Origin of the sequence: Streptomyces sp. NPDC058685, from assembly GCF_042714725.1 — a bacterium.
GTDB lineage: Bacteria > Actinomycetota > Actinomycetes > Streptomycetales > Streptomycetaceae > Streptomyces.
The window spans coordinates 5,422-26,008 of sequence record NZ_JBHXSL010000007.1 but is presented as its reverse complement, the minus strand read 5'-3'; the positions used below and the strand labels follow the sequence as shown (position 1 = coordinate 26,008).

Here is a 20,587-nt window from a genome sequence, read left to right as displayed (position 1 = left end):
CTGACAGAGCCCTCTCGACTGGTCCGCCGTCCCGGCCGAGGGGGCTCGGCCACATGCAGGGCCGGGTCCGTCAGCGCAACCGGTCCACGTAGCGGTCCGTCCCCGGCACCGTCGGAATGAACGGCGCCACCAGCTCCACCCGCCCGAGACCCGACGCGGCGACCTCCCCGTCGAGATCCGCGAAGTCGGCGTCCCAGCGCTCCCGCGGGTCCTGTTCCAGGAACCAGAGCAGCGTCAGGCGCGTGTCGACGCCCTCCACCTGCTTGACGTACGTCATGCGGTCGCCCGGCAGCGGGGTGGGGCGGAACACGGTCACCATGGCCGTGCCGGAGCCCGCGAGGCGCTTCGGGAGGTGACGGGTGCGCAGCCAGTCCAGCAGTTCGGCTCGCTGCTCCGGGCCGTCCGTGTCGATGACCTCGACGACCAGGCCGGCGTAGGGGTGGTCGAGTGCGTGATGGTCGCGCGGACCCGCCGCTCCGTCGCGGTAGACCGTCGCCTCGTGGTCCTGGAAGGCCGTGAAGACGTGCGTACGGTCCTGGTAGACGCGGCCGTCGCGGTTCAGGCGCTTGTTGATGCCGACCGTCCACTTCATGTGGTCGGCGTAGCGGCCGTCGGTGATCCAGTACGTGGAGATGTAGCAGCCCGCGGTGACCGGCTGGGCCACCGCCGACTTCTCCGGGTAGCGCAGCAGTTGGAGGTCCCTGGTGGCGACCCAGCGGCGGCCCGCGTAGATCCACGGCATGGCCATCGCGCCGGCGTAGTAGTGGTCGTCCTCGTACCAGCGGTTGTACGCGTACTCGTGGCCCGGGTGCGGTTCGACCATCGTGATCAGGGCATGGCCGGGGCGCACTCCGTACGGGCCCACACCGGCCAGTTCGGCGTACACCTCGCTGCGGGTGTCGCTCGTCGTACGGTCGCTCATTCCACCGTCTCCCTTCCCTCCGTCCGCGGACGCCCCTACTCTGACGGGCCGTCAGATGTTTCGCCAGAGCCGGGAGCCGCCGAGATGCTGCTGCAGGGGAAGACCGTCATCGTGTCCGGCGTCGGCGCCGGGCTCGGCCATCAGATCGCCGCGACCGTCGTACGCGACGGGGGCCGCGCCGTCCTCGGGGCGCGCACCGAGGAGAACCTCGCGAAGTCGGCGGGCGAGATCGATCCGGAGGGCGCCCGGACCGCCTACCGGCCCACCGACATCACCGACGAGGCGCAGTGCGAGGCCCTGGCGGCGCTCGCCGTGGAGCGTTTCGGAGGGGTCGACGCGGTCGTCCATGTCGCCGCCTGGGACAGCTACTTCGGCGGTCTCGCGGACGCCGACTTCGCGACCTGGCAGCAGGTCATCGATGTGAACCTGCTGGGCACCCTGCGGATGACCCGGGCCTGCCTGCCCGCCCTGAAGGAGCGCGGCGGCTCGGTCGTCATCATCGGTACGCAGTCGGCGGTCGCCGCGCCCTCACAGGTGTGGCAGGCGGCGTACGCGGCGTCCAAGGGGGCTCTGACCTCGGCGATGTACTCGCTGGCCCGGGAGCTGGGCCCGGACCGGATCCGGGTGAACACGGTGCTGCCGGGCTGGATGTGGGGCCCGCCGGTCCAGGCGTACGTCCAGTTCACCGCGCACACCGAGGGGGTGTCCGAGACCGAGGTGCTCGGCCGGCTCACCGAGCGGATGGCGCTGCCCGAGCTGGCGACGGACGGAGATGTCGCGGAGGCGGCCGCGTTCCTCGCCTCCGACCGGGCCCGGGCGATCACGGGTCAGTCGCTGCTGGTCAACGCCGGCGAACTCATGCGGTAGGACCTGATCCGAACAGGCCCCCAGCGCTGTCGCGCCAACAGGCTTACTCATGGGGGCAGTTGGCCTCACCTTTCCTCGGCCGCACGGGACCCGCATCCCGTGCGGTCTTTCTCTGTGGCCGGAGCCTGACGAAGTGCCTGCTCATGGTGTGGCCGTCGTCACGTTCACGACAACGCCCTCGAAGGTCAAGAACGAGCAAAATCGTTCTGCTTTCTGATCTGCGTTCACATTTATGACCACGGAAACCCTTGACCCGCCGCCCGAACAGGCGGTTCAATCCCGGAAGTCCCCGATCCCGCACGGGGGCGCCGCTGATCGGACGTACTGACGAAGTGCCATGGACGTTCACAAGGCGGACCCCAGGAGGGGGCACATGAACAGTCTCGACTGGACCGTGCTCATCGGATACTTCGGTGTGATGGTCGCGATCGGACTCTGGTCGCACAAGCGCGTGGACACCGTCAGCGACTTCTTCACCGCGGGCGGCAAGATGCCGTGGTGGCTGTCGGGCATCTCGCACCACATGTCCGGCTACAGCGCGGTGATGTTCACCGGCTACGCGGGCATCGCGTACAAGTACGGCGTCACGTCCTTCGTGACGTGGTCCCTCCCGATCGCCATCGGCATCTTCATCGGCGCGAAGCTCTTCGCCCCGCGGCTGAACCGGCTGCGCTCCAAGCTGCACGTCGCGTCCCCGCTGGAGTACCTGAAGAACCGCTACAACCTGAAGACCCAGCAGGCGCTCGCCTGGTCGGGCCTGCTGCTGAAGATCGTGGACGTGGGCGCCAAGTGGGCCGCCATCGCCACCCTGCTCTCCGTCTTCACCGGCATCTCGCTCAACCAGGGCATCCTCATCACCGGTGTCATCACCGGCGTCTACTGCACCATCGGCGGTCTGTGGGCCGACGCCCTCACCGAACTGGGTCAGTTCATCATCCAGTTGTTCGCCGGTCTGGCGATGCTGTTCGCCGTCATGAGCGAACTCGACGGGTTCAGCACGCTGTGGACGGTGTGGGACGAGCCGGAGATGCAGGGCCACGCGGACGCGACCGCCGGCCCCTACACGGTGACCTTCCTGCTGGCGTTCCTCTTCATCAAGACCTTCGAGTACAACGGCGGCATGTGGAACCAGGCGCAGCGCTACATGGCGACCGCCAACGCCCGCGAGGCGACGCGCTCCGCCCGCCTCTCCGCGATCCTGTGGTTCGTCTGGCCGCTGGTGCTCTTCTTCCCGATGTGGTGCGCGCCGCTGCTGATCGAGGCGAAGAAGCCGGACGCCTCCGACTCGTACGCGCTGATGACCGAGCAGCTGCTGCCGCACGGACTGCTCGGCCTGGTCATCGTGGGCTTCTTCTCGCACACCATGGCCATGTGCTCGTCCGACGCCAACGCCATCGCCGCCGTCTTCACCCGGGACATCGCACCCGTGCTGTCGAAGAAGGCCCGGGGCTGGAGCGAGCGGTCGGGGCTCATCGCCGCCCGTCTGTCGACGATCGCGTTCCTCGCGCTGTCGATGGCGATCGCGACACAGGTCAACTCGCCCACGTTCAAGGACATCATCACCGTCGTGATCAAGTGGGTGGCGGGGCTGATGGGACCGATCGCGATCCCGTTCATGCTCGGCCTGCTGCGTCCGTTCCGCAGGTCCGGACCGACGGCGGCGCTCACCAGCTGGGCGGCCGGTCTGATCGCGTTCTTCTTCCTCAACTACGAGATCGACGGCACCGCCAGGACCGATGTGGCCCTCCAGTACCAGGTGTCCGTACCGCTCGCGATCTCGCTGGTGCTCTACATCGTGATCGGCTTCCTCAAGCCGGAGGACACCCCCGAGCGCGATGCGGTGATCGCCCGGATCAACTCGGACGACGACGGCCCGGAGGTGGGTGCCGCGGCGGCGACCGTGCCGGGACAGACGGCGCCCGCCGGGGAGAAGGTCCTCGGCCGCGAAGGGGCCGACGGCTGACGGCGCGCTGACGGACGCCCCCTGCGCACCGGGGCCCGGCTTCCCGAGGGGGGAGCCGGGCCCCGGTGCAGGTCCGTGCCGGTGCCGAAAGCGCGACCGGCCGGGTCAGCTGCGGGGGTACCGGGCCAGCCAGCCCGGGGAGTTGATCGTCGGTCCGTGCAGCGCCGGCCCCTGGGTCATCTCCATCGCGAAGTCGTCGGCGAGCTCCAGGATCGTGGGACGGCCCTCGATCTCGGACAGCCAGGCGGGCGGCAGCGCCGTCTCGCCGTGCAGCGCCCCGAGCAGCGAGCCGGTCACGATGCCCGTCGTCTCCGAGGGGCCGTCGTGGTTCACCGCCAGCCGCAGGCCGTGCCGGATGTCCTCGCCGACGAGCGCGCAGTAGACGGCGATGGCGAGCGCGTCCTCGGCGTGATGCCCCTCGCCGAGGGACGCGATGCGTGCCGGGCTCGGAATGCCCTGGCGTACGGCGCCGAGCGCGTGCTTGAGGGCGTCTGTGACGGGCTGGTGCCCCGGGCGGGCGGCCAGCAGGGCGAGCGCGCGCTGCACGGAGCCGTCGAGCGTCTCCCCGCGGGCCAGTCCGTGCACGATGACCGCGAAGGCCCCCGCCGACAGATACGCGGTCGGGTGCCCGTGCGTCTGGGCCGCGCACTCCACCGCCAACTGGAACACCAGCTGCGGCTCCCAGCCGACGAGCAGCCCGAACGGAGCGGACCGGGCGAGCGCGCCGCCATCGCGCGCGGTCGGGTTCTTGGGCGCTTCGAGGGTGCCCATCGTCTCGTCGCCGAGGCCGACCAGGGTCGACCGGGAGGGGTCGCGGCGGGTGTAGAGCCACTCCTCGCGGGCGAGCCAGCCGTTGTCCTTGCGGCGCTCGTCGGGTCCCCAGTCGCGCTGCGTGGCGGCCCATCTCAGATACGCGCGGTGCACATCGGTGGGCGGATGCCAGGCGCCGGTGTCGCGGCGGACCTGTGCGCGGATGAGCCCGTCGACGGTGAACAGGGTGAGCTGGGTCGCCGCCGTCACGGCGCCGCGACGGCCGTGGGCGGGTACGAGATCGCCGATGCCGTCCTGCCCGTGTGTGGCGCGTATCTCGTCCAGCGTGAGGGACGCGACCCCGGCGCCCAGCGCGTCGCCGATGGCACCGCCGAGCAGGGCGCCGCGCACCCGGGCACGGAAGTCCTGCTGTTCCGCACGCCCCCAGACGGCTGTGGCTGCTGCGCTCACCGCGCGTCCCTCCCTGGACGTCGAACGTATGCACCTGGCGGAGCACTTTAATCGACCGCGGGAGATCGGTTCAGGGCTGTAAGGGGGCCGATGCGGTATGTGATGGGTCGCACGTCGGGCCGGATTTGAGCGAGTCGCGCCTCAGGAGCCCCAGGGGCCTCGGCCTCAACAGGCTCCTCGCCGCGCCACCGCGCACCGCCCGCCCGGCGACCGTCGCCCTCCGCCGGGTGCCGGTGACTCACACCGTCGCCGTCACCCGCAGCACCGCCTTGCCCCGTACCGTGCGCCGGCGCAGGGCGTCCGCCGCGTCGGCGAACTGCTCCCACGGGCCCTGCCAGCCGATCTCCACCGCGAGGCTCCCCTCCGCCGCGTACCCGACCAGGAGGGCGAGGTCGGCGGCCGGGGCGGACAGGTCGTTGACGAACGACGTGAGCGACTTGGCGGGCCCGATCGTCGAGTACGGCGGGAAGACGGCCGGCTCCCCCGAGGTCCAGCCGACGCTCTGCAGGCTGCCGCCCGGCGCCAGCAGCTCCCAGGCCGCGACCATCTGCGGGCCGCCGACGCTGTCGATGATCACGTCGACCGGCCGGCGCAGACCCTCCAGGCCCACCACCACCTCGTCCGCACCCGCCTTGACGAGCCCCTCGCGGCGGGCGGCCGAGCCCACCGACGCGATCACCCGGGCACCCGCGGCCGCGGCGAGTTGCAGCGCGAAGCGTCCGACGCCGCCCGATGCCCCGGTGACCAGTACCCGCTTGCCCGGGGCGAGACCCGCGGCCCGCAGGGACCGCAGCGCGGCGATCCCCGCGACCGGCAGCGCCGCCGCCTCCGCCTGCGAGAGGCCGTCCGGGATCTCGGCCAGGGCGTCCGCGTCCACCGCGATCCGTTCCGCGAAGGCGCCGGACGAGAGGGCGACGACCCGGGTGCCCACCGCGGGTCCCGCGCCCTCGGACCGCACCACCACGCCTGCGGCGTCCGAGCCCAGCACGGCCCCCTCGGGTACGCGTCCCGACCGGGCGTCGTTGAGGTCGCCGTGGTTGAGCGAGACGTGGTGGACGTCCACGAGCACCTGTCCGGGCCCCGGTACGGGTTCGGGCACTTCGGTCAGGCGAACGGCGTCGGTCGCGGACGGGTCCACGACGAGGGCTCTGACGGACATGTCGGCTCCTTGGTGACGGTGGTCGGTCCGCACGGCGTGCCGGACCGGTGCTGTGCGTGGTGCTGAACAGGGTGCTGATCTCTGCATGCGTGGGGCGGCAGGGTTCACGGCGCCTGCCGTGCCGACCTTGCCGCTGTCGGCGACCCCTGCCACGGACGCTCGCCGAGTTGCCGGCGCCCCGTGTCACGGGCCCCTTCACCCAGGCGCGTCTCCGCCCCGCAGCCGCTCCCGCTGCGCCAGGGCCCACGCGTGGTCCGGGTCGAGCGCCAGGGCCCGTTCCAGGTCCGCCAACGCCCTCTCGGGCCGCCCCGGCGCCGCGTACGCCATCGCCCGGCTGCCGGGCGCCCACGTGTACACCGGATGGAGCGCCAGAGCCCGGTCGACTGCTCGACCGCCTCCTCCTCCCGGCCCATGAAGCGGTACACCTCACCGCGCTCCCCCACCGCCGCCGCGGTGTCCGGCGCCGGCAGGTCCGCCCGGTCGAGATCCTCCCGGCGCGTGACCGTGCGGCGTGCGTCAGTCCACCAGGGGCAGCAGCTCCGGCAGATGCCCGTCGGACGCGGCGGCGGCCTGCTGCCGCTCCTCGGACACCTCGCCGTACAGCGTCGTCCGCGGCTTCGCCGGCCGCCCCGCCGCCTCGGCGATCGCGACCAGATCCTTCACCGAGCGGTACGAGCCGTAACTGGATCCCGCCATACGGGAGATGGTCTCCTCCATCAGGGTGCCGCCGAGGTCGTTGGCACCCGAGCGCAGCATCTCGGCCGCGCCCTCCGTGCCCAGTTTCACCCAGCTGGTCTGGATGTTGGTGATGTGCGGGTGCAGCAGGAGGCGGGCCATCGCCATCACGGCGCGGTTGTCGCGGGCGGTCGGCCCCGGCCGCGCGATGCCGGCGAGATAGACGGGCGCGTTGGTGTGGATGAAGGGCAGGGTCACGAACTCCGTGAACCCGCCGGTCTCCTGCTGGATCCGCGCCAGCGTCCGGAAGTGGCCGAGCCAGTGCCGGGGCTGGTCCACATGCCCGTACATCATGGTCGAGCTGGACCGGATGCCGAGTTCGTGCGCCGTGGTGACGACCTCGATCCAGGTGGCGGTGGGCAGTTTGCCCTTCGTCAGCACCCAGCGGACCTCGTCGTCGAGGATCTCGGCCGCGGTGCCCGGGATCGAGTCGAGCCCGGCCTCCTTCGCGGCGGTCAGCCACTCGCGGATCGACAGGCCGGTCCGGGAGGCGCCGTTGACGACCTCCATCGGGGAGAACGCGTGCACATGCATCCCCGGGACGCGCTCCTTCACGGCGCGCGCGATGTCGAAGTACGCCGTGCCCGGCAGGTCGGGATGGATACCGCCCTGCATGCACACCTCCACCGCACCGACGTCCCACGCCTGCGCCGCCCGGTCGGCGACCTGGTCGAGGGAGAGGGTGTACGCGTCGGCGTCGGTGCGCCGCTGCGCGAAGGCGCAGAAACGGCAGCCGGTGTAACAGACGTTGGTGAAGTTGATGTTGCGCGTGACGATGTAGGTGACGTCGTCGCCCACGACATCGCGCCGCAGCTCGTCCGCGATCCGCGTCAGGGCGTCGAGGGCCGGCCCGTCGGCGTGCAGCAGGGCGAGTGCCTCGTCGTCCGTGAGCCGGGTCGGATCGTCGGCCGCGGTCTTCAGCGCGCCCCGCACATCCGTGTCGATGCGCTGCGGCACCATCCCGGGGGCGGCGGCCTCACGCAGCGACTCCCAGTCGCCGTACACCTCGTCGAAGTCGTCACGGCGGTCGTGGGTGCGGCCGTCGGTGTCGATGGTCCGGTGCAGATCGGTACGCCCGGCGGCGGTGAAGCCCTCGTCGGGCTCCTGCCACGGGTGGCCCTGCACGGGGGCTTCGGGGTTGGCGAGCCCGGTCTCCGGATCGGCCAGTGCCCGTACGTGCGGCATGAGCCGCGGATCGAGCCACGGCTCACCGCGACGGACGAACTCCGGGTACACACACAGCCGTTCCTCCAGCCGAAAGCCCGCGGCGGCCGACTGCTCGGTGAGGACGTCGATCTGCGGCCAGGGCCGCTCCGGGTTCACATGGTCGATGGTCAGCGGCGAGACCCCGCCCCAGTCGTCGATGCCGGCGCCGATGAGCCGTCCGTACTCGCTGTCCACGAGGTTCGGCGGCGCCTGAAGACAGGCGGACGGGCCCATGATGTGCCGGGCGACGGCGACGGTGGCCACCAGCTCGTCCAGCTCGGCGTCCGGCATACCGCGCATCGCCGTGTCCGGCTTGGCGCGGAAGTTCTGCAGGATCAGTTCCTGGATGCCGTGGTACGCCCGCGAGATCCGGCGCAACGCGAACAGCGAGTCCGCGCGCTCCTCGTAGGTCTCGCCGATCCCGATCAGCAGCCCGCTGGTGAACGGCACGGAGCTGCGCCCGGCGTCCTCCAGCACGCGCAGCCGCACGGCGGGTTCCTTGTCGGGCGACCCGTGGTGCGGCCCGCCGGGCTCGCTCCACAGCCGGGTCGCGGTGGTCTCCAGCATCATCCCCATGGACGGCGCCACGGGCTTGAGCCGCTGGAAGTCGGTCCAGGTCATGACCCCGGGGTTGAGATGGGGCAGCAGCCCGGTCTCCTCCAGGATCCGGATGGCCATGGCCCGTACGTACGCGATGGTGTCGTCGTACCCCTCGGCCTCCAGCCACTCCCGCGCCTCGGGCCACCGGTCCTCGGGCTTGTCGCCGAGCGTGATGAGGGCTTCCTTGCACCCCATCTCGGCCCCGCGCCGGGCGATGGCGAGCACCTCGTCGGGCGACATGAACATCCCGTGCCCGGCACGCCGGAGCTTGCCGGGGACGGTGGCGAAGGTGCAGTAGTGGCACTTGTCCCGGCACAGCCGGGTGAGCGGGATGAACACGCTCTTGGAGTAGGTGATGACCCCGGCCCGCCCGGCGGCCTCCAGCCCGGCATCCCGCACCCGGGCGGCGGACGCACAGAGATCGTCGAGATCCTCCCCCCGCGCCTGCAACAGCACGGCGGCCTCCCCGACATCGAGAGCCACCCCGTCCCGGGCGCGCTTGAGTGCGCGCCGCATGGCGTTCCGGGTGGGCCGCGCGGGGGGTTCGGGCTGGTGATCGGTCATGGGGTCGAGGATACGAGCTGGTGGTGTGGTGGGTAGGGGGCGACGGGGGTGGCTCCAGGCACAACCGCGCCGAAGAAGTGCAGGACCTCATCGACAAACCGGAGAACTGGCCGTGACCGCCATTCAACTGATCGCCTCGTTCATCGTGACGGGTCGGCTGCACGGGGTCGGGATCGGCTCGACCCTCAGCGAGGTCGACCGGGCCATTCCCTCCAGCCACGTGGACGTGGTGGACGAGAGCGGCCACTCCCTACGACGGGACTACGGCTTCCTGGAGTTCTACTTCAACCCGGGGCCGGACTGGGTGGTGAGCGGCGGGGCGCTCGAACTGCACAGGTTGGCGTCGGGATACGAGCGAGCCGAGATGTGGCGTCAGGACATGCAGGTCGACCTCCCGCAGTACCTGACATGGGCCGACTTGCGAGAGGAACTCGCTCGGACTCCCGACTCCCCCGCCCTCGCGATGACGGATCAGGGCGATTTTCTCGAGTACCGGGCAGCGGCGACGAAGGTGTCGGTGATCGTGAACAACGACCATGAAGAGCGCGACTCCTGGGTGGGGCACGGCGATGTGTGGAGCGTCAGCTTGGGCTGATCCGGCGCTCGAACCGTCCAGCGGGCCGTACGAGCTGGTGGCGGGGCCGACTGGGTGCTGGACGCCGGTGACGCCGACGGGAGTGGTTGAGGCATCAATCAGGCACATTCGTTCGGTTCACCCCTCATTAATCCACATTTACCCCGTTGCTTTCGAAAAAACGACCATGGCACGATGCTACGCATGACGGAGAACGGGGGCGGCTCCGAGGAGCCGGGTCAGCAGTCGAGGCTGGCCGATTTGGTTGGCTCGACGGCGACTTCACCAGGGGCGGGCGGGGCGGAGCCACCGTCGGAAGAGGTCCTTGTAGCACGCGGCAAGCACGAGTTTGCCGTGTTGCTCGGCGAATTCCGGCGTACGGCGGTACTGGTGCCGTTCGACGACCAGGGCAGCCTGTGGACCGCTGATCAGAACGGCGTCCGCTGGATCTGCGCGTTCTCGAACGAGGAGTCCCTGGCCCGGTTCGCCGAGGCCCAGGGCGGCGCCGCCCGTGAGTGGACGTACCGCACGATCCTCGGTGCACGGCTGCTGGATGTGATGGTGCCGATGCTCGGCATGCCCGCCGGTGTCGCGCTCGATGCGGCAAGCGACGACGGAATGCTCTTTCCGCCGGTGAAGGGCATCGTGCCCGACGCGGTGGCGGTCGATCTCGGGGGAACACAGTGAGCGGCGAAGGCTCTGATCTGAACGTACCGCCGGCGGCTCTCGCCGACATCGCCAAGGGCATCAACCTGGCGCATGCCGAGCTGAAGGACCTCGGCATGATCGGCGAGGCGAGCGTGGGGCGCGGCTTCTCTGATCTGGCCTTGTCCGGGATGGAGTTGGGCCACACCGGCCTGACCGACCAGTTCCAGACCTTCTGCGACCGCTGGGAGTGGGGCGTGCGGGCGCTGACGCTGCGCGGGAACGGCTTCGCACAGGGCGTCGGCCTGTCGGCGGGCTCGTTCGCCGAACAGGAGCAGTACGTCAAGGACTCGATCAAGATCGGGGTGAACTCCCTCAACGGGAACCCGCACTTGACCGAGGAAGAGGTCAAGGGCATGAGCTGGGACAAGATCAGCACCCAGTCCGCGTTCGACGGTGCCACCTGGAGCGGCGAGTCCTTCTCCGAAGCCCAGAAAGAGGTCAACCAGACCTGGAAGAACACCGGTTACGACGTGATGGACGCCCAGCTGGACTCCATGGAGCGGTCGGGTCTCATCGATCCGAAGGTGCGGGACGCGGCCGACGCGGATCTGCGGGAGACGTTCGATCCGGATGAGCAGACCATCGCCCAGGCCGAAGAGCCGCGTTGGGGGGACAACCGCTGATGCCGGACTGGGGAGCATGGGCCGACAAGGGCATCGATGCCATCGACGGCGGCATCGACAAGGCCAAGGAGAAGGTCGGCGAGGGTGTCGACTGGGCGACGGACAAGGTCGGCGACGGCCTGGACAAGGTCGGCGCGCACGACTGGGCGGACTCCGTCGAGGACTGGGGCGATGAGACCGCGTCGTCGCTCGGCGCGGAGGTGGGCGAACAGCAGCTGGGCCAGACCGAGGAGGCCAACGAGCTCATCCACGGCAACCCGGGCAAGATAGCCGCCACCGTGAAGAACCTGCGGGACTTCCAGAAGGCGTTCGATCTGGTCGGCGGCGGGATGAAGAAGCTCGACTCCAGCCACTGGAAGGGCGAGGCGGCCAACACCTTCCGGGAGAAGTTCCAGACCCTGCCCACGGACTGGCTGCGCGCGGCGGACGCCTTCGAGGACGCGGCGAAGGCACTGGAGACGTACTCCAAGGCGGTCACCGGCGCGCAGGGCAAGGCCAAGGAGGCGATCGCCCTCTACAAGGAGGGCAACGAGTCCTCCAAGACGGCGGCCGACACGTACAACAAGAAGGTCGACGCCTACAACGCGGCCCGCAACAGCGACAACCCGCCGCCGCGCCCCGAACCCTTCTCCGACCCGGGTGTCGCCAAGCGCGAGCGGGCGCACGAGATCCTCAAGGAAGCACGCCGCCACCGCAACGAGGCGGCGGACACGGCGAAGTCGGCGGTCACGGCGGCGATGGCGCACGCGCCGAAGGAGCCGACGGGCCGCGAGAAGCTGACGCTCGAGCTCGCGGACTACGGCATGGGCCAGGGAGTCGAACTGGCCCACTTCGGCGGCGGCGTCATCAAGGGCACGGCGGGCCTGGTGAACTTCGTCCGCTCGGTGAACCCGATCGACCCGTACAACATCACGCACCCGGCGGAGTACTGGAAGGGCCTCAACACGACGCTTGCGGGCCTGGCCTCGACGGCGGCGAACCCGGACAGGGCGCTGAAGAACGCGTGGGAGGCGGCGAAAGGCGACCCAGGGGAGTTCTTCGGGCGACTGGTGCCGGAGGTGCTCGGAACGAAGGGCACGGGCCTGGCTCGGGGAGGTTTGCGTGCCGGGCTGAAGACCGGGGCGAAGGACCTTGCGGACCAGCCGCCGGGGAAGGGGCGTGCGGGGCACGACAAGGAACCCGAGGGCAACAGTCGCGAGTGCGGCGAGAAGGTCTGCAAGAAGGACCCCGTCGATGTCGCCACGGGACGCATGATCCTGCCGCAGACGGACATCGCGCTGCCGGCGTCGCTGCCGCTGGTGTTTGAAAGGACCTTCGAGTCGTCGTACCGAGCGGGTGGCTGGTTCGGCCCGGCATGGTCGAGCACCGCCGACCAGCGCCTGGAGATCGATCCCGAGGGCGTCGTGTTCATCTGCGACGACGTCAGCCTGCTGGCGTATCCGCACCCGGCGCCAGGCGTTCCGGTGCTGCCCACGCACGGGAGAGAGTGGCCCCTCGAGATCGACGCGGGCGGCGGCTACACGATCACCGACCCCGACTCGGGCCGTGTCCGGCACTTCACCACACGGAACCCCGAACTCGCTCTGCTGGCACAGGTCGATGACCGCAACGGGCGCTGGATCACGTTCGAGTACGACGAGGACGGCGCGCCGACGTCGATCGTCCACCACAGCGGCTACCACCTGAAGCTGACCACGGACGACGGCCGCATCACAGCCCTGCACCTGGCCGGCGCCGCCGCGGACGGCTCCGACCAGGAGATCCTGCGGTACGGGTACACCGACGGCCACCTCACCGAGGTGATCAACTCCTCGGGTCTGCCGCTGCGTTTCGGCTGCGACGAGCACGGTCGCATCACATCCTGGACGGACAGGAACGGCAGTCACTTCGACTACGTCTATGACGAACACGACCGCTGCGTCGCCCAATCCGGAACGAACGGGCATCTCGCGACGACGTTCCGCTGGGACGAGGTCGACCGCGACACCGGCCTGCGGGTCAACTCGGTGACGGACGCCCTCGGCCATACCGAGCGCTACCTCATCGACGAACGTGTTCAGGTCGTCGGCGAGATCGACGCGACGGGAGCGCGCACCCTCTTCGAACGCGACGACCACAACCGGCTGCTGTCCGTCACGGACCCGCTGGGTCGCACCAGCCGCTCCGTGTACGACGAATCCGGCCGCCCGATCACTGTTGTACGCCCGGACGGACGTGAGCTGCACGCGAAGTACAACGAGCTGGGGCTCCCGGTACACATCCGGGGCACGGACGGCACGGTTACGCGGCAGACGTACGACGATCGGGGCAACCGCACGTCGGTCACGGAGCCCTCGGGGGCGACGACCCGGTTCTCGTACGACGCGGCGGGTCACCTGGCATCGGTAACGGACGCTCTGGGGCACACGTCGTCCGTGCGCGTCGACCGCGCCGGACTACCGGTCGAGATCACCGACCCTCTGGGGGCGACGACCCGCTACGAGCGGGACGCGTTCGGGCGGCCTGTCCGCGTCGTTGACGCCCTCGGCGCGGCCACGCAGTTGGCGTGGTCGGTGGAGGGCAAGCCGTCCCGGCGCATCGAGCCGGACGGCACCGAGCAGTCGTGGACCTACGACGGCGAAGGCAACTGCGTCAGCCACACCGACGCCATGGGCGCGGTCTCGACCTTCGAGTACACGGACTTCGACCTTCTGGTGGCTCGCACGGGGCCGGACGGCGTGAGGTACGAGTTCAGCCACGACAGCAACCTGCGGCTGACCCGGGTCACCAATCCGCAGGGCCTGACGTGGGACTACTCATATGACGCGGCGGGGCGGCTGGTCTCGGAAACGGATTTCGACGACCGCGTGTTGACCTACGTGTTCGACCCGGCGGGCCGACTTGCCGCCAGGACGAACGGCCTCGGGCAGAGTGTGCGGTTCGAGCGCAACGCCTTGGGACAGATCACCCGCAAAGACGCCGACGGCTCCGTCACCACGTACGAGTACGACATATTCGACGAGCTCGCGACGGCAGCCAACCAGGACGCGACGCTGACCCGGATGCGCGACCGCTACGGAAGGCTCAGGTCCGAGACGGTAAACGGCCAAGAGCTCGCCTTCCAGTACGACGCCCTGAGTCGCCGTACTGGCAGGACGACGCCGGGTAGGACCGTCAGCACCTGGTCGTACGACGCGGCGGGACGACGTACGCAGCTGGCAGTCTCGGGCCGCACCCTCACATTCGAACGTGACGCATTGGGACAGGAGCTGGCGCGCCACATCGGCGAGGCGGTTACGTTCACCCATGCCTTCGACGCGATGGGCCGTCTCGTTGACCAGCAAGTCACCGGTGCGAGCGGCAGCCTCCAACGCCGCGGGTACACGTACCGCCCGGACGGCAACCTGGTCCGCGTCGATGACCACTTCTCGGGCACTCGCACCTTCGACCTGGACGCCGCCAGCCGCGTGACCGCAGTCCACGCGGCCAACTGGGGCGAGCACTACGCCTACGACCCGGCGGGCAACCAGACCGAAGCGTACTGGCCGGGCACGCACCCAGGCCATGAAGCCACGGGTGCGCGGACACGCTCGGGCACCCGCATCACCCGCGCCGGCAGCGTCCGCTACGAGCACGACGTCCACGGCCGCGTCGTCCTCCGGCAGAAGAGCCGGCTGTCACGCAAGCCCGATACCTGGCGGTACGAGTGGGATGTCGAAGATCGCCTGACCAGCGTCATCACCCCGGACGGCGTGCTTTGGCGCTATGTCTATGACCCCCTAGGCCGCCGTATCGCCAAACTACAGATGGCCCACGATGGTACGACCGTCGCCGAGCGGACCGTTTTCACTTGGGATGACACCACCCTGTGCGAGGAGACTGCCGAGTCTGGAACACTTCCCAATCCCGTAACCCTGACCTGGGAACACGATGGCCTGATCCCGATCTGCCAGGTCGAGCGCATCACAGCGACTGAAGCACCACAAGAGGAGATCGACTCTCGATTCTTCGCCGTGATCACCGACCTCGTCGGCACTCCTACCGAACTAGTAGATGAAGACGGACTCGTTGCCTGGCGATCTATGACCACTCTATGGGGGGCCACTGCTTGGACCAGAAGCGCGAACGCCTACACCCCGCTGCGGTTTCCCGGCCAGTATCACGATCTTGAGACCGGCCATCACTACAACTACCTTCGCCATTACGAGCCTGAGACAGCACGGTATCTCTCCTCCGACCCCCTCGGCTTGTCCCCAGCCCCCAATCCCTCTACCTACGTACACAATCCACACACGTGGTCAGACCCTCTCGGGCTCAGCCCCTGTCCAGACGCAAAAGCCAAGTGGGAGCAAAAGGCCGATTTTTCCAGCCAGAAGGTGATGAGCAAGAAGTTCGATGCACACGCTCCAGACTTCGGCGTCACCGGCAACCGGAACAAACAGTCAATGACAGAATTCGAACAGAACATGCGAAGCCATATGACCGCACCCGACACAAAGATCTACAGGTACGACTATCGCGGCCAGGGACAAGCCATAGGATTTATCGATCCAGGGACGAAGCGGATGGTCATGTTGCACGCCGATGGAAAGTTTTGGTCGGCGTGGAATCTCGGCGAGAGTCAGTTCCGCAGTATCGTTGACCGTGGGTTCCTGAGGTAGGAAATGAGCAAGCCGCATGAATAATTTCGAGTTGATCGAAAGCATTTTGTCTCCTTCGCAAAGGTTTCGCAGTGACTGGCTCGCGGTGAGCACCAAAAGCCTCGCGCCCGTGCCTGACCATTCCAGCCCCAGCCCTGCAACGGCTGGGCGAGTGGTATCCGGCTCCCGAGAAGTCGGCGCGGTAAAGGTGTTGGCGTCGCCGCTCAACCTGAACCTCAACGCGGTCCCAGTCGCCGAAATGCCGCTCGACGCCGAGGAGTTGCTTGGAGTGGCAGTCCGGATAAGATGTGAAACCGGGCTACTACTCGTCGCTGAAAATTTTCTCGGGGCGGCACTGATAAGGCCTGGATACGCCCTCTTTGCGGGTTCCAGCGAGTTCATGAGAGGAGCCGTGCCGGAAGGAATTGCCAGCGCCAGAACCAACTTCCTGCGGTACGCGCAAAAGGTCGAAGATAGGAGGCCCGACATCATGGAAGTTGCCACAAATTTCCCGCCGGCCAACCGATCATGGAAATCAGCTGCTGAGGTCCCCGACCGTAGCCACACTGGGCGACAGCTGGCCCTGATGGGGGACCTCGCATCAAACACTCTGGATGGGCCGACTTTTGCTCGACAGTGGCTCGCTGCGCGTCGCGACGCACTGAACATCGGGGAGCGCTTGGGGGCCGCCCTCACGAATGCGCTGGACGAAGTGTTCTACACGCTCGAGGAGTACGTCATAGATCCAAGCCTCCGAGACGAGGACGACATGAGTGACGAAGACCTCCGACGTCGCGTGGCGGATATCGCCGCTAACCTTCCGTAGCCGAACGGACTCAGTTCGTCTCCTCAACACATGGATGCGAACCGCGCAGGAGGCATAACCGCCCGCTATACCTCTATGGCATCTCGACCTGAGAGCTGTCCCGTAATCACCAGCGGGCGCCACTCACACGTCACGTGTTCGCAATTCACCTTGCGGCACAGAGGGCTGGCGAAGGTGGGAGCGAGCGCGGCCCCCACCGCAACTCAACTAACGCCTCCAGCCTTCCGATCGTCAGCGTGTTCAGACGGTCCAACATCACACCAAAGGACGGGGCATGAGGGAGTCAAGCAGAATCCAGATATACGAAGTGGTCGAGGAGACCGGCTCCGGCGGCGTTTGCATCGTGCGGTGTGTCGGAGGGGTCGCCCGGGTCGGGCAGATATTCATGCTCGAGGCCAGCCCGAATCGCCCGAGTGGAACGGTTCGGCTGCGCCTCGACAGGATCGAGCGGTACGGCCAGGACGTCGATGCCTTCGACGTGATGCATACGGCGAAGGTGCATCTGACCGGTGGGACGATGTCGGGCCTCGTCCGGGGAAGCATTCTGGCCGCTGGTCCGTCGGCGCCCGCCGACGGACCGGAGGACATGGCATAACCCGAGGGCAGAGCGTTACCCCTCACGGCGGCCTCGGGAGTGGCTTCGCCCTAAGGGCCCCGCTCCCCCTCGCGTACCGAAAGCCCCACCCACCCGGACCTCGGTACACGACCCATCCCCCCTCCGGGTACCACCCGCACCCCCGCACGCGTGTCTCCCCGGCCCGCCCCCAAGATCGCGGCAGCCTCTGGGGGCGTGACCACCTCACGGCTCGTCCTCGTCGCTCTGCTCACCGTCGCCGCCGTACCCGCCGCCGCCCTCGTGCCCCTTCAGGGGCCCCGCAGCGGCGCTCCGACCGTTCAGGCCCCCGGGGCGGGTGAGCTCTCCACGTACTGCCCGTACTCGTCCAGCACCCGCAGCACCTCGCTCTCGCCCGCCGGCGGGAGTTGCAGCACGACCTCCTCCACGCCCAGTTCCGCGTAGTGCGCCAGCTTGCCCGGTGAGGGCAGGACCGCGTACGGGACCACCTGGAGCGTCGCGACGTCGCGGCCCGCCGCCGACCAGGCGTCGCGCAGGACCGGGAGCGACTCCGACAGGCCGCGGCCGCCGATCGGGAGCCAGCCGTCCGCGTACTCCGTGATGTGGGAGAACAGCTTCGGGCCCGCCGCGCCGCCGATCAGGGTGCGGGGGCCGCTGATCGGCTTCGGGTAGGCGTCGGAGGCGCGGACCGAGCCGAACTCGCCTTTGTACGCCGTCGGTTCCGCCGTCCACAGCGCCCGCATCAGGCGCATCCTGTCGCGGCCCAGTTCGCGGCGCGTCGTCCACTCGACGCCGTGGTCCGCCGCCTCCTCCTTGTTCCAGCCGAAGCCGAGCCCCAGCGTGAAGCGGCCACCGGAGAGGAAGTCCAGGGTGGCGATCTGCTTGGCCAGGTCGATCGGGTCGTGCTGGGCGATCAGGGTGATGCCCGTGCCGAGGCCGAGCCCCGAGGTCACCGCCGCCGCCTGGCCGAGGGCCACGAAGGGGTCCAGCGTGCGGCCGTACTCGGGCGGGAGGTCGCCGCCCGCGGGGTAGGGCGTCACGCGCTCCACCGGGATGTGGGTGTGCTCGGGCAGATAGAGCCCGGCGAAGCCCCGCTCCTCCAGTTCGCGTGCGAGCCGTACCGGCGTGATCGTCTCGTCGGTGAGGAAGATCGTGGTCGAGATCCGCATACGGAACCCTCCGTCATCGTCTCTGGTGGCGGCCCAAACGTATGCCGTACGGTGCCAGATGCCGAGAGCCCGGCGACACCGGGCCAGGGCCTGTCTTCTGGATCAGGCCCTCGGCCACAACGGGGAGGTTCCGCTTCATGATGCGTGTACGTATCGCCACCACGGCCCTGGTGCTGTCCGGGGCGCTGCTGGTGGGTGCGCCGGTCGCTTCGGCATCGCCCGCGCCGACCGGGGTGACGGCGGTTCAGAAGCCGGGCTCGGCGGCCCCGGCCGGCGTCTCGTCGACCGTCGCCCAGGCCGACACCGAGGCCTCCACGGTCGCCAAGGGCAAGAAGAGCAAGAAGAAGAAAAAGAAGAAGAAGGGCGGCTTCGGGGCCGGGCTGATCATCGGCCTGATCATCATCGTCGCGCTGATCGTCATCATCGCGCTCCTCGTGCAGCGGCGGAGGAAGAGCGACTGAAACCCGCCCCGAAAGGCACGCGCAACCCGCCGCACCCCTTCCCTTGCACGGCAGTTCACGGCTCAATACCAGGGTTTGAGTACACCACTCCTGTCCCACTCACCGCCCCTGGGGAGCCGACGCCATGTGCAAGGACGAACACGCGCTGGGTAGACGCGGACTGCTCGTGACGGGAGCCGCAGCCGCCCTTACGTTGGGCACTGTGAGCTTCGCGAACGCCGCGCCCGCCGGCGCCGGGGACGACACCGGCGACCACACCGAGGTCGTCCGCGGCACCCTGCCGCCGGGCTCGCCCGACTTCGTGTACCTCCCCGTCGAGATCCCGCGGGGCGTACGGGAACTGCACGTGGCGTACAGCTACGAGCGGCCCGTCGTACCCGCGGGCACCCAGGGCAACGCCCTGGACATCGGCATCTTCGACGAGCGGGGCACGGCGCTCGGCGGGAAGGGGTTCCGCGGCTGGTCGGGCGGCGCCCGCACCGAGTTCTTCATCCGGGCCGACGAGGCGACGCCCGGGTACATCCCGGGGCCCGTGCGCGCCGGGACGTGGCACATCGCGCTCGGGCCGTACACCGTGGCGCCGCAGGGTCTCGCGTACGAGGTGACCATCACCCTGCGGTACGGCGCCCCCGGCCGGACGCCGAAGCCCGTCTATCCGCCGGAGCGGGCCAAGGGCCGTGGCCGGGCCTGGTACCGGGGCGACTGCCATGTGCACTCCGTGTACTCGGACGGGCGGCGCACCCTCGCCGAGATCGCCACGCTGGCGCGCGCCGCCGGGCTCGACTTCATCAACTCCTCCGAGCACAACACGCACTCCGCGCACGCGCACTGGGCGGACCTCGCGGGCGACGATCTGCTCATCCTGACGGGCGAGGAGGTCACGACCCGCAACGGGCACGTCCTGGCGCTCGGCACCGACCCGGGGACCTTCGTCGACTGGCGCTACCGCGCCAGGGACAACCGCTTCGGGCACTACGCCGGCGAGATCCGGCGGGCCGGCGGTCTGGTCGTGCCCGCGCACCCGCACGCCACCTGCATCGGCTGCAACTGGAAGTTCGGCTTCGCCGAGGCGGACGCGCTGGAGGTGTGGAACGGCCCCTACACCCCCGACGACGAGGTGTCGCTCGCGGACTGGGACAGCACGCTGGCCGTCGCCGCCCGCTCGCGCGGGCGCTGGACCCCGGCCATGGGCAACAGCGACGCGCACCGCGACCCGGACCCCATCGGGACCCCGCAGACCGTGGTGCTCGCCGACGACCTGACCCGGGAGGCGATCCTCGAGGGCATCAGGGCGGGCCGCAGCTATGTCGCCGAGTCGAAGGCGGTGTCGCTGTCGTTCTCGGCGACCGGAGGGCGCGGCAAGCAGGCCGGGATCGGTGAGCGCCTGCGCGTCGACGAGGACGCCCCGGTGACGGTCCGCCTTGAGGTCACCGGCGCCCCGGGCTGCTCGGCGCGGTTCGTGACCGACCAGGGCGTGCTGCACACGGTGACCCTGCCGGCGTCGGGCACGGGGACGGTGGAGTGGCGGACGACGCCGGAGTACGCGACCTATGTACGCGCCGAGGTCCGGCACCCGGTTCTGGTGCCGGGGCTGCCGGGTCCGCTCGCCGCGTTCACCAACCCTGTGTTCCTCGGGACGTAGTACACGGAAGGGCTGCCGGGACCTCGCAGTACACGGACGGGCTGCCGGGGCCCGCAGTACACGGACGGGGGGGGGGGGGCCCCCCGGGCCCCCGCCCCCCCCCCCGGCCCGCCGCCCCCCCCCCCCCCCGGGGGGGGGTGGGGAGCACCCCCCC

Annotated in this window: 16 protein-coding genes; 10 read left to right on the top strand and 6 right to left on the bottom strand. The window is 69.4% G+C overall.

The window, feature by feature from the left end; translation table 11 throughout:
- Positions 1-70: 70 nt before the first annotated feature.
- Positions 71-922: a hypothetical protein gene (locus ACFWU3_RS08545; RefSeq protein ID WP_384433138.1), complete on the bottom strand. Its 852-nt coding sequence runs from the start codon at positions 920-922 to the stop codon at positions 71-73.
- 84 nt (positions 923-1,006) lie between these two features.
- Here ACFWU3_RS08545 and ACFWU3_RS08540 point away from each other — a divergent pair, with 84 nt between their 5' ends.
- Together ACFWU3_RS08540 and ACFWU3_RS08535 are read left to right on the top strand one after the other, a co-directional pair.
- Positions 1,007-1,789, top strand: a complete 783-nt coding sequence (locus tag ACFWU3_RS08540) for an SDR family oxidoreductase (RefSeq protein WP_384433135.1) — start codon at positions 1,007-1,009, stop codon at positions 1,787-1,789.
- A gap of 373 nt (positions 1,790-2,162) precedes the next feature.
- Positions 2,163-3,752 carry a sodium:solute symporter family protein gene (locus ACFWU3_RS08535; RefSeq protein WP_384433132.1) on the top strand — a complete coding sequence of 530 codons (1,590 nt, stop codon included), beginning with the start codon at positions 2,163-2,165 and terminating at the stop codon, positions 3,750-3,752.
- A 105-nt stretch (positions 3,753-3,857) separates the two neighbouring features.
- Here the strand turns inward: ACFWU3_RS08535 and ACFWU3_RS08530 are convergent, their stop codons facing one another.
- The 4 genes from ACFWU3_RS08530 to ACFWU3_RS08515 form a co-directional block, all read right to left on the bottom strand.
- Positions 3,858-4,973: an ADP-ribosylglycohydrolase family protein gene (locus ACFWU3_RS08530; RefSeq protein ID WP_384433129.1), complete on the bottom strand. Its 1,116-nt coding sequence runs from the start codon at positions 4,971-4,973 to the stop codon at positions 3,858-3,860.
- A gap of 238 nt (positions 4,974-5,211) precedes the next feature.
- Positions 5,212-6,132: a zinc-binding dehydrogenase gene (locus tag ACFWU3_RS08525; RefSeq protein WP_384433126.1), complete on the bottom strand. Its 921-nt coding sequence runs from the start codon at positions 6,130-6,132 to the stop codon at positions 5,212-5,214.
- A gap of 195 nt (positions 6,133-6,327) precedes the next feature.
- Positions 6,328-6,459, bottom strand: coding sequence for a hypothetical protein (locus tag ACFWU3_RS08520; protein WP_384433611.1), 132 nt, complete (start codon positions 6,457-6,459; stop codon positions 6,328-6,330).
- A 189-nt stretch (positions 6,460-6,648) separates the two neighbouring features.
- Positions 6,649-9,237 (bottom strand): bifunctional FO biosynthesis protein CofGH, encoded by a 2,589-nt coding sequence (locus ACFWU3_RS08515; RefSeq protein WP_384433123.1) that lies wholly within the window; start codon positions 9,235-9,237, stop codon positions 6,649-6,651.
- Between the two features lie 112 nt (positions 9,238-9,349).
- Between ACFWU3_RS08515 and ACFWU3_RS08510 the strand changes: the two genes are divergently transcribed.
- The 6 genes from ACFWU3_RS08510 (at position 9,350) to ACFWU3_RS08485 (ending at position 17,182) form a co-directional block, all read left to right on the top strand.
- Positions 9,350-9,832 carry a hypothetical protein gene (locus ACFWU3_RS08510; protein ID WP_384433121.1) on the top strand — a complete coding sequence of 161 codons (483 nt, stop codon included), beginning with the start codon at positions 9,350-9,352 and terminating at the stop codon, positions 9,830-9,832.
- Positions 9,833-10,015: 183 nt separating this feature from the next.
- Positions 10,016-10,498, top strand: a complete 483-nt coding sequence (locus ACFWU3_RS08505) for an SseB family protein (RefSeq protein WP_384433118.1) — start codon at positions 10,016-10,018, stop codon at positions 10,496-10,498.
- On the top strand, positions 10,495-11,142 hold the full coding sequence (locus ACFWU3_RS08500) for a hypothetical protein (protein WP_384433115.1): 648 nt from the start codon (positions 10,495-10,497) through the stop codon (positions 11,140-11,142). Before ACFWU3_RS08505 ends, ACFWU3_RS08500 begins: the two co-directional genes overlap by 4 nt.
- Complete coding sequence (locus ACFWU3_RS08495) at positions 11,142-15,782, top strand: putative T7SS-secreted protein (RefSeq protein ID WP_384433112.1); 4,641 nt, start codon at positions 11,142-11,144, stop codon at positions 15,780-15,782. The genes ACFWU3_RS08500 and ACFWU3_RS08495 overlap by 1 nt, the downstream gene beginning before the upstream one ends.
- Before the next feature lie 16 nt (positions 15,783-15,798).
- On the top strand, positions 15,799-16,587 hold the full coding sequence (locus ACFWU3_RS08490) for a colicin immunity domain-containing protein (protein WP_384433109.1): 789 nt from the start codon (positions 15,799-15,801) through the stop codon (positions 16,585-16,587).
- Between the two features lie 274 nt (positions 16,588-16,861).
- Positions 16,862-17,182 carry a hypothetical protein gene (locus ACFWU3_RS08485; RefSeq protein WP_384433106.1) on the top strand — a complete coding sequence of 107 codons (321 nt, stop codon included), beginning with the start codon at positions 16,862-16,864 and terminating at the stop codon, positions 17,180-17,182.
- Between the two features lie 299 nt (positions 17,183-17,481).
- On the opposite strand, the gene ACFWU3_RS08480 is transcribed toward ACFWU3_RS08485, so the two are convergent.
- Positions 17,482-18,330: an LLM class F420-dependent oxidoreductase gene (locus tag ACFWU3_RS08480; RefSeq protein WP_384433103.1), complete on the bottom strand. Its 849-nt coding sequence runs from the start codon at positions 18,328-18,330 to the stop codon at positions 17,482-17,484.
- A 137-nt stretch (positions 18,331-18,467) separates the two neighbouring features.
- On the opposite strand from ACFWU3_RS08480, the gene ACFWU3_RS08475 reads away from it, so the two are divergent.
- Entirely contained in the window at positions 18,468-18,791 is a 324-nt protein-coding gene (locus ACFWU3_RS08475; RefSeq protein ID WP_384433100.1) for a hypothetical protein, read from the top strand.
- A gap of 124 nt (positions 18,792-18,915) precedes the next feature.
- On the top strand, positions 18,916-20,433 hold the full coding sequence (locus ACFWU3_RS08470) for a CehA/McbA family metallohydrolase (protein ID WP_384433097.1): 1,518 nt from the start codon (positions 18,916-18,918) through the stop codon (positions 20,431-20,433).
- Positions 20,434-20,587 lie beyond the last annotated feature (154 nt).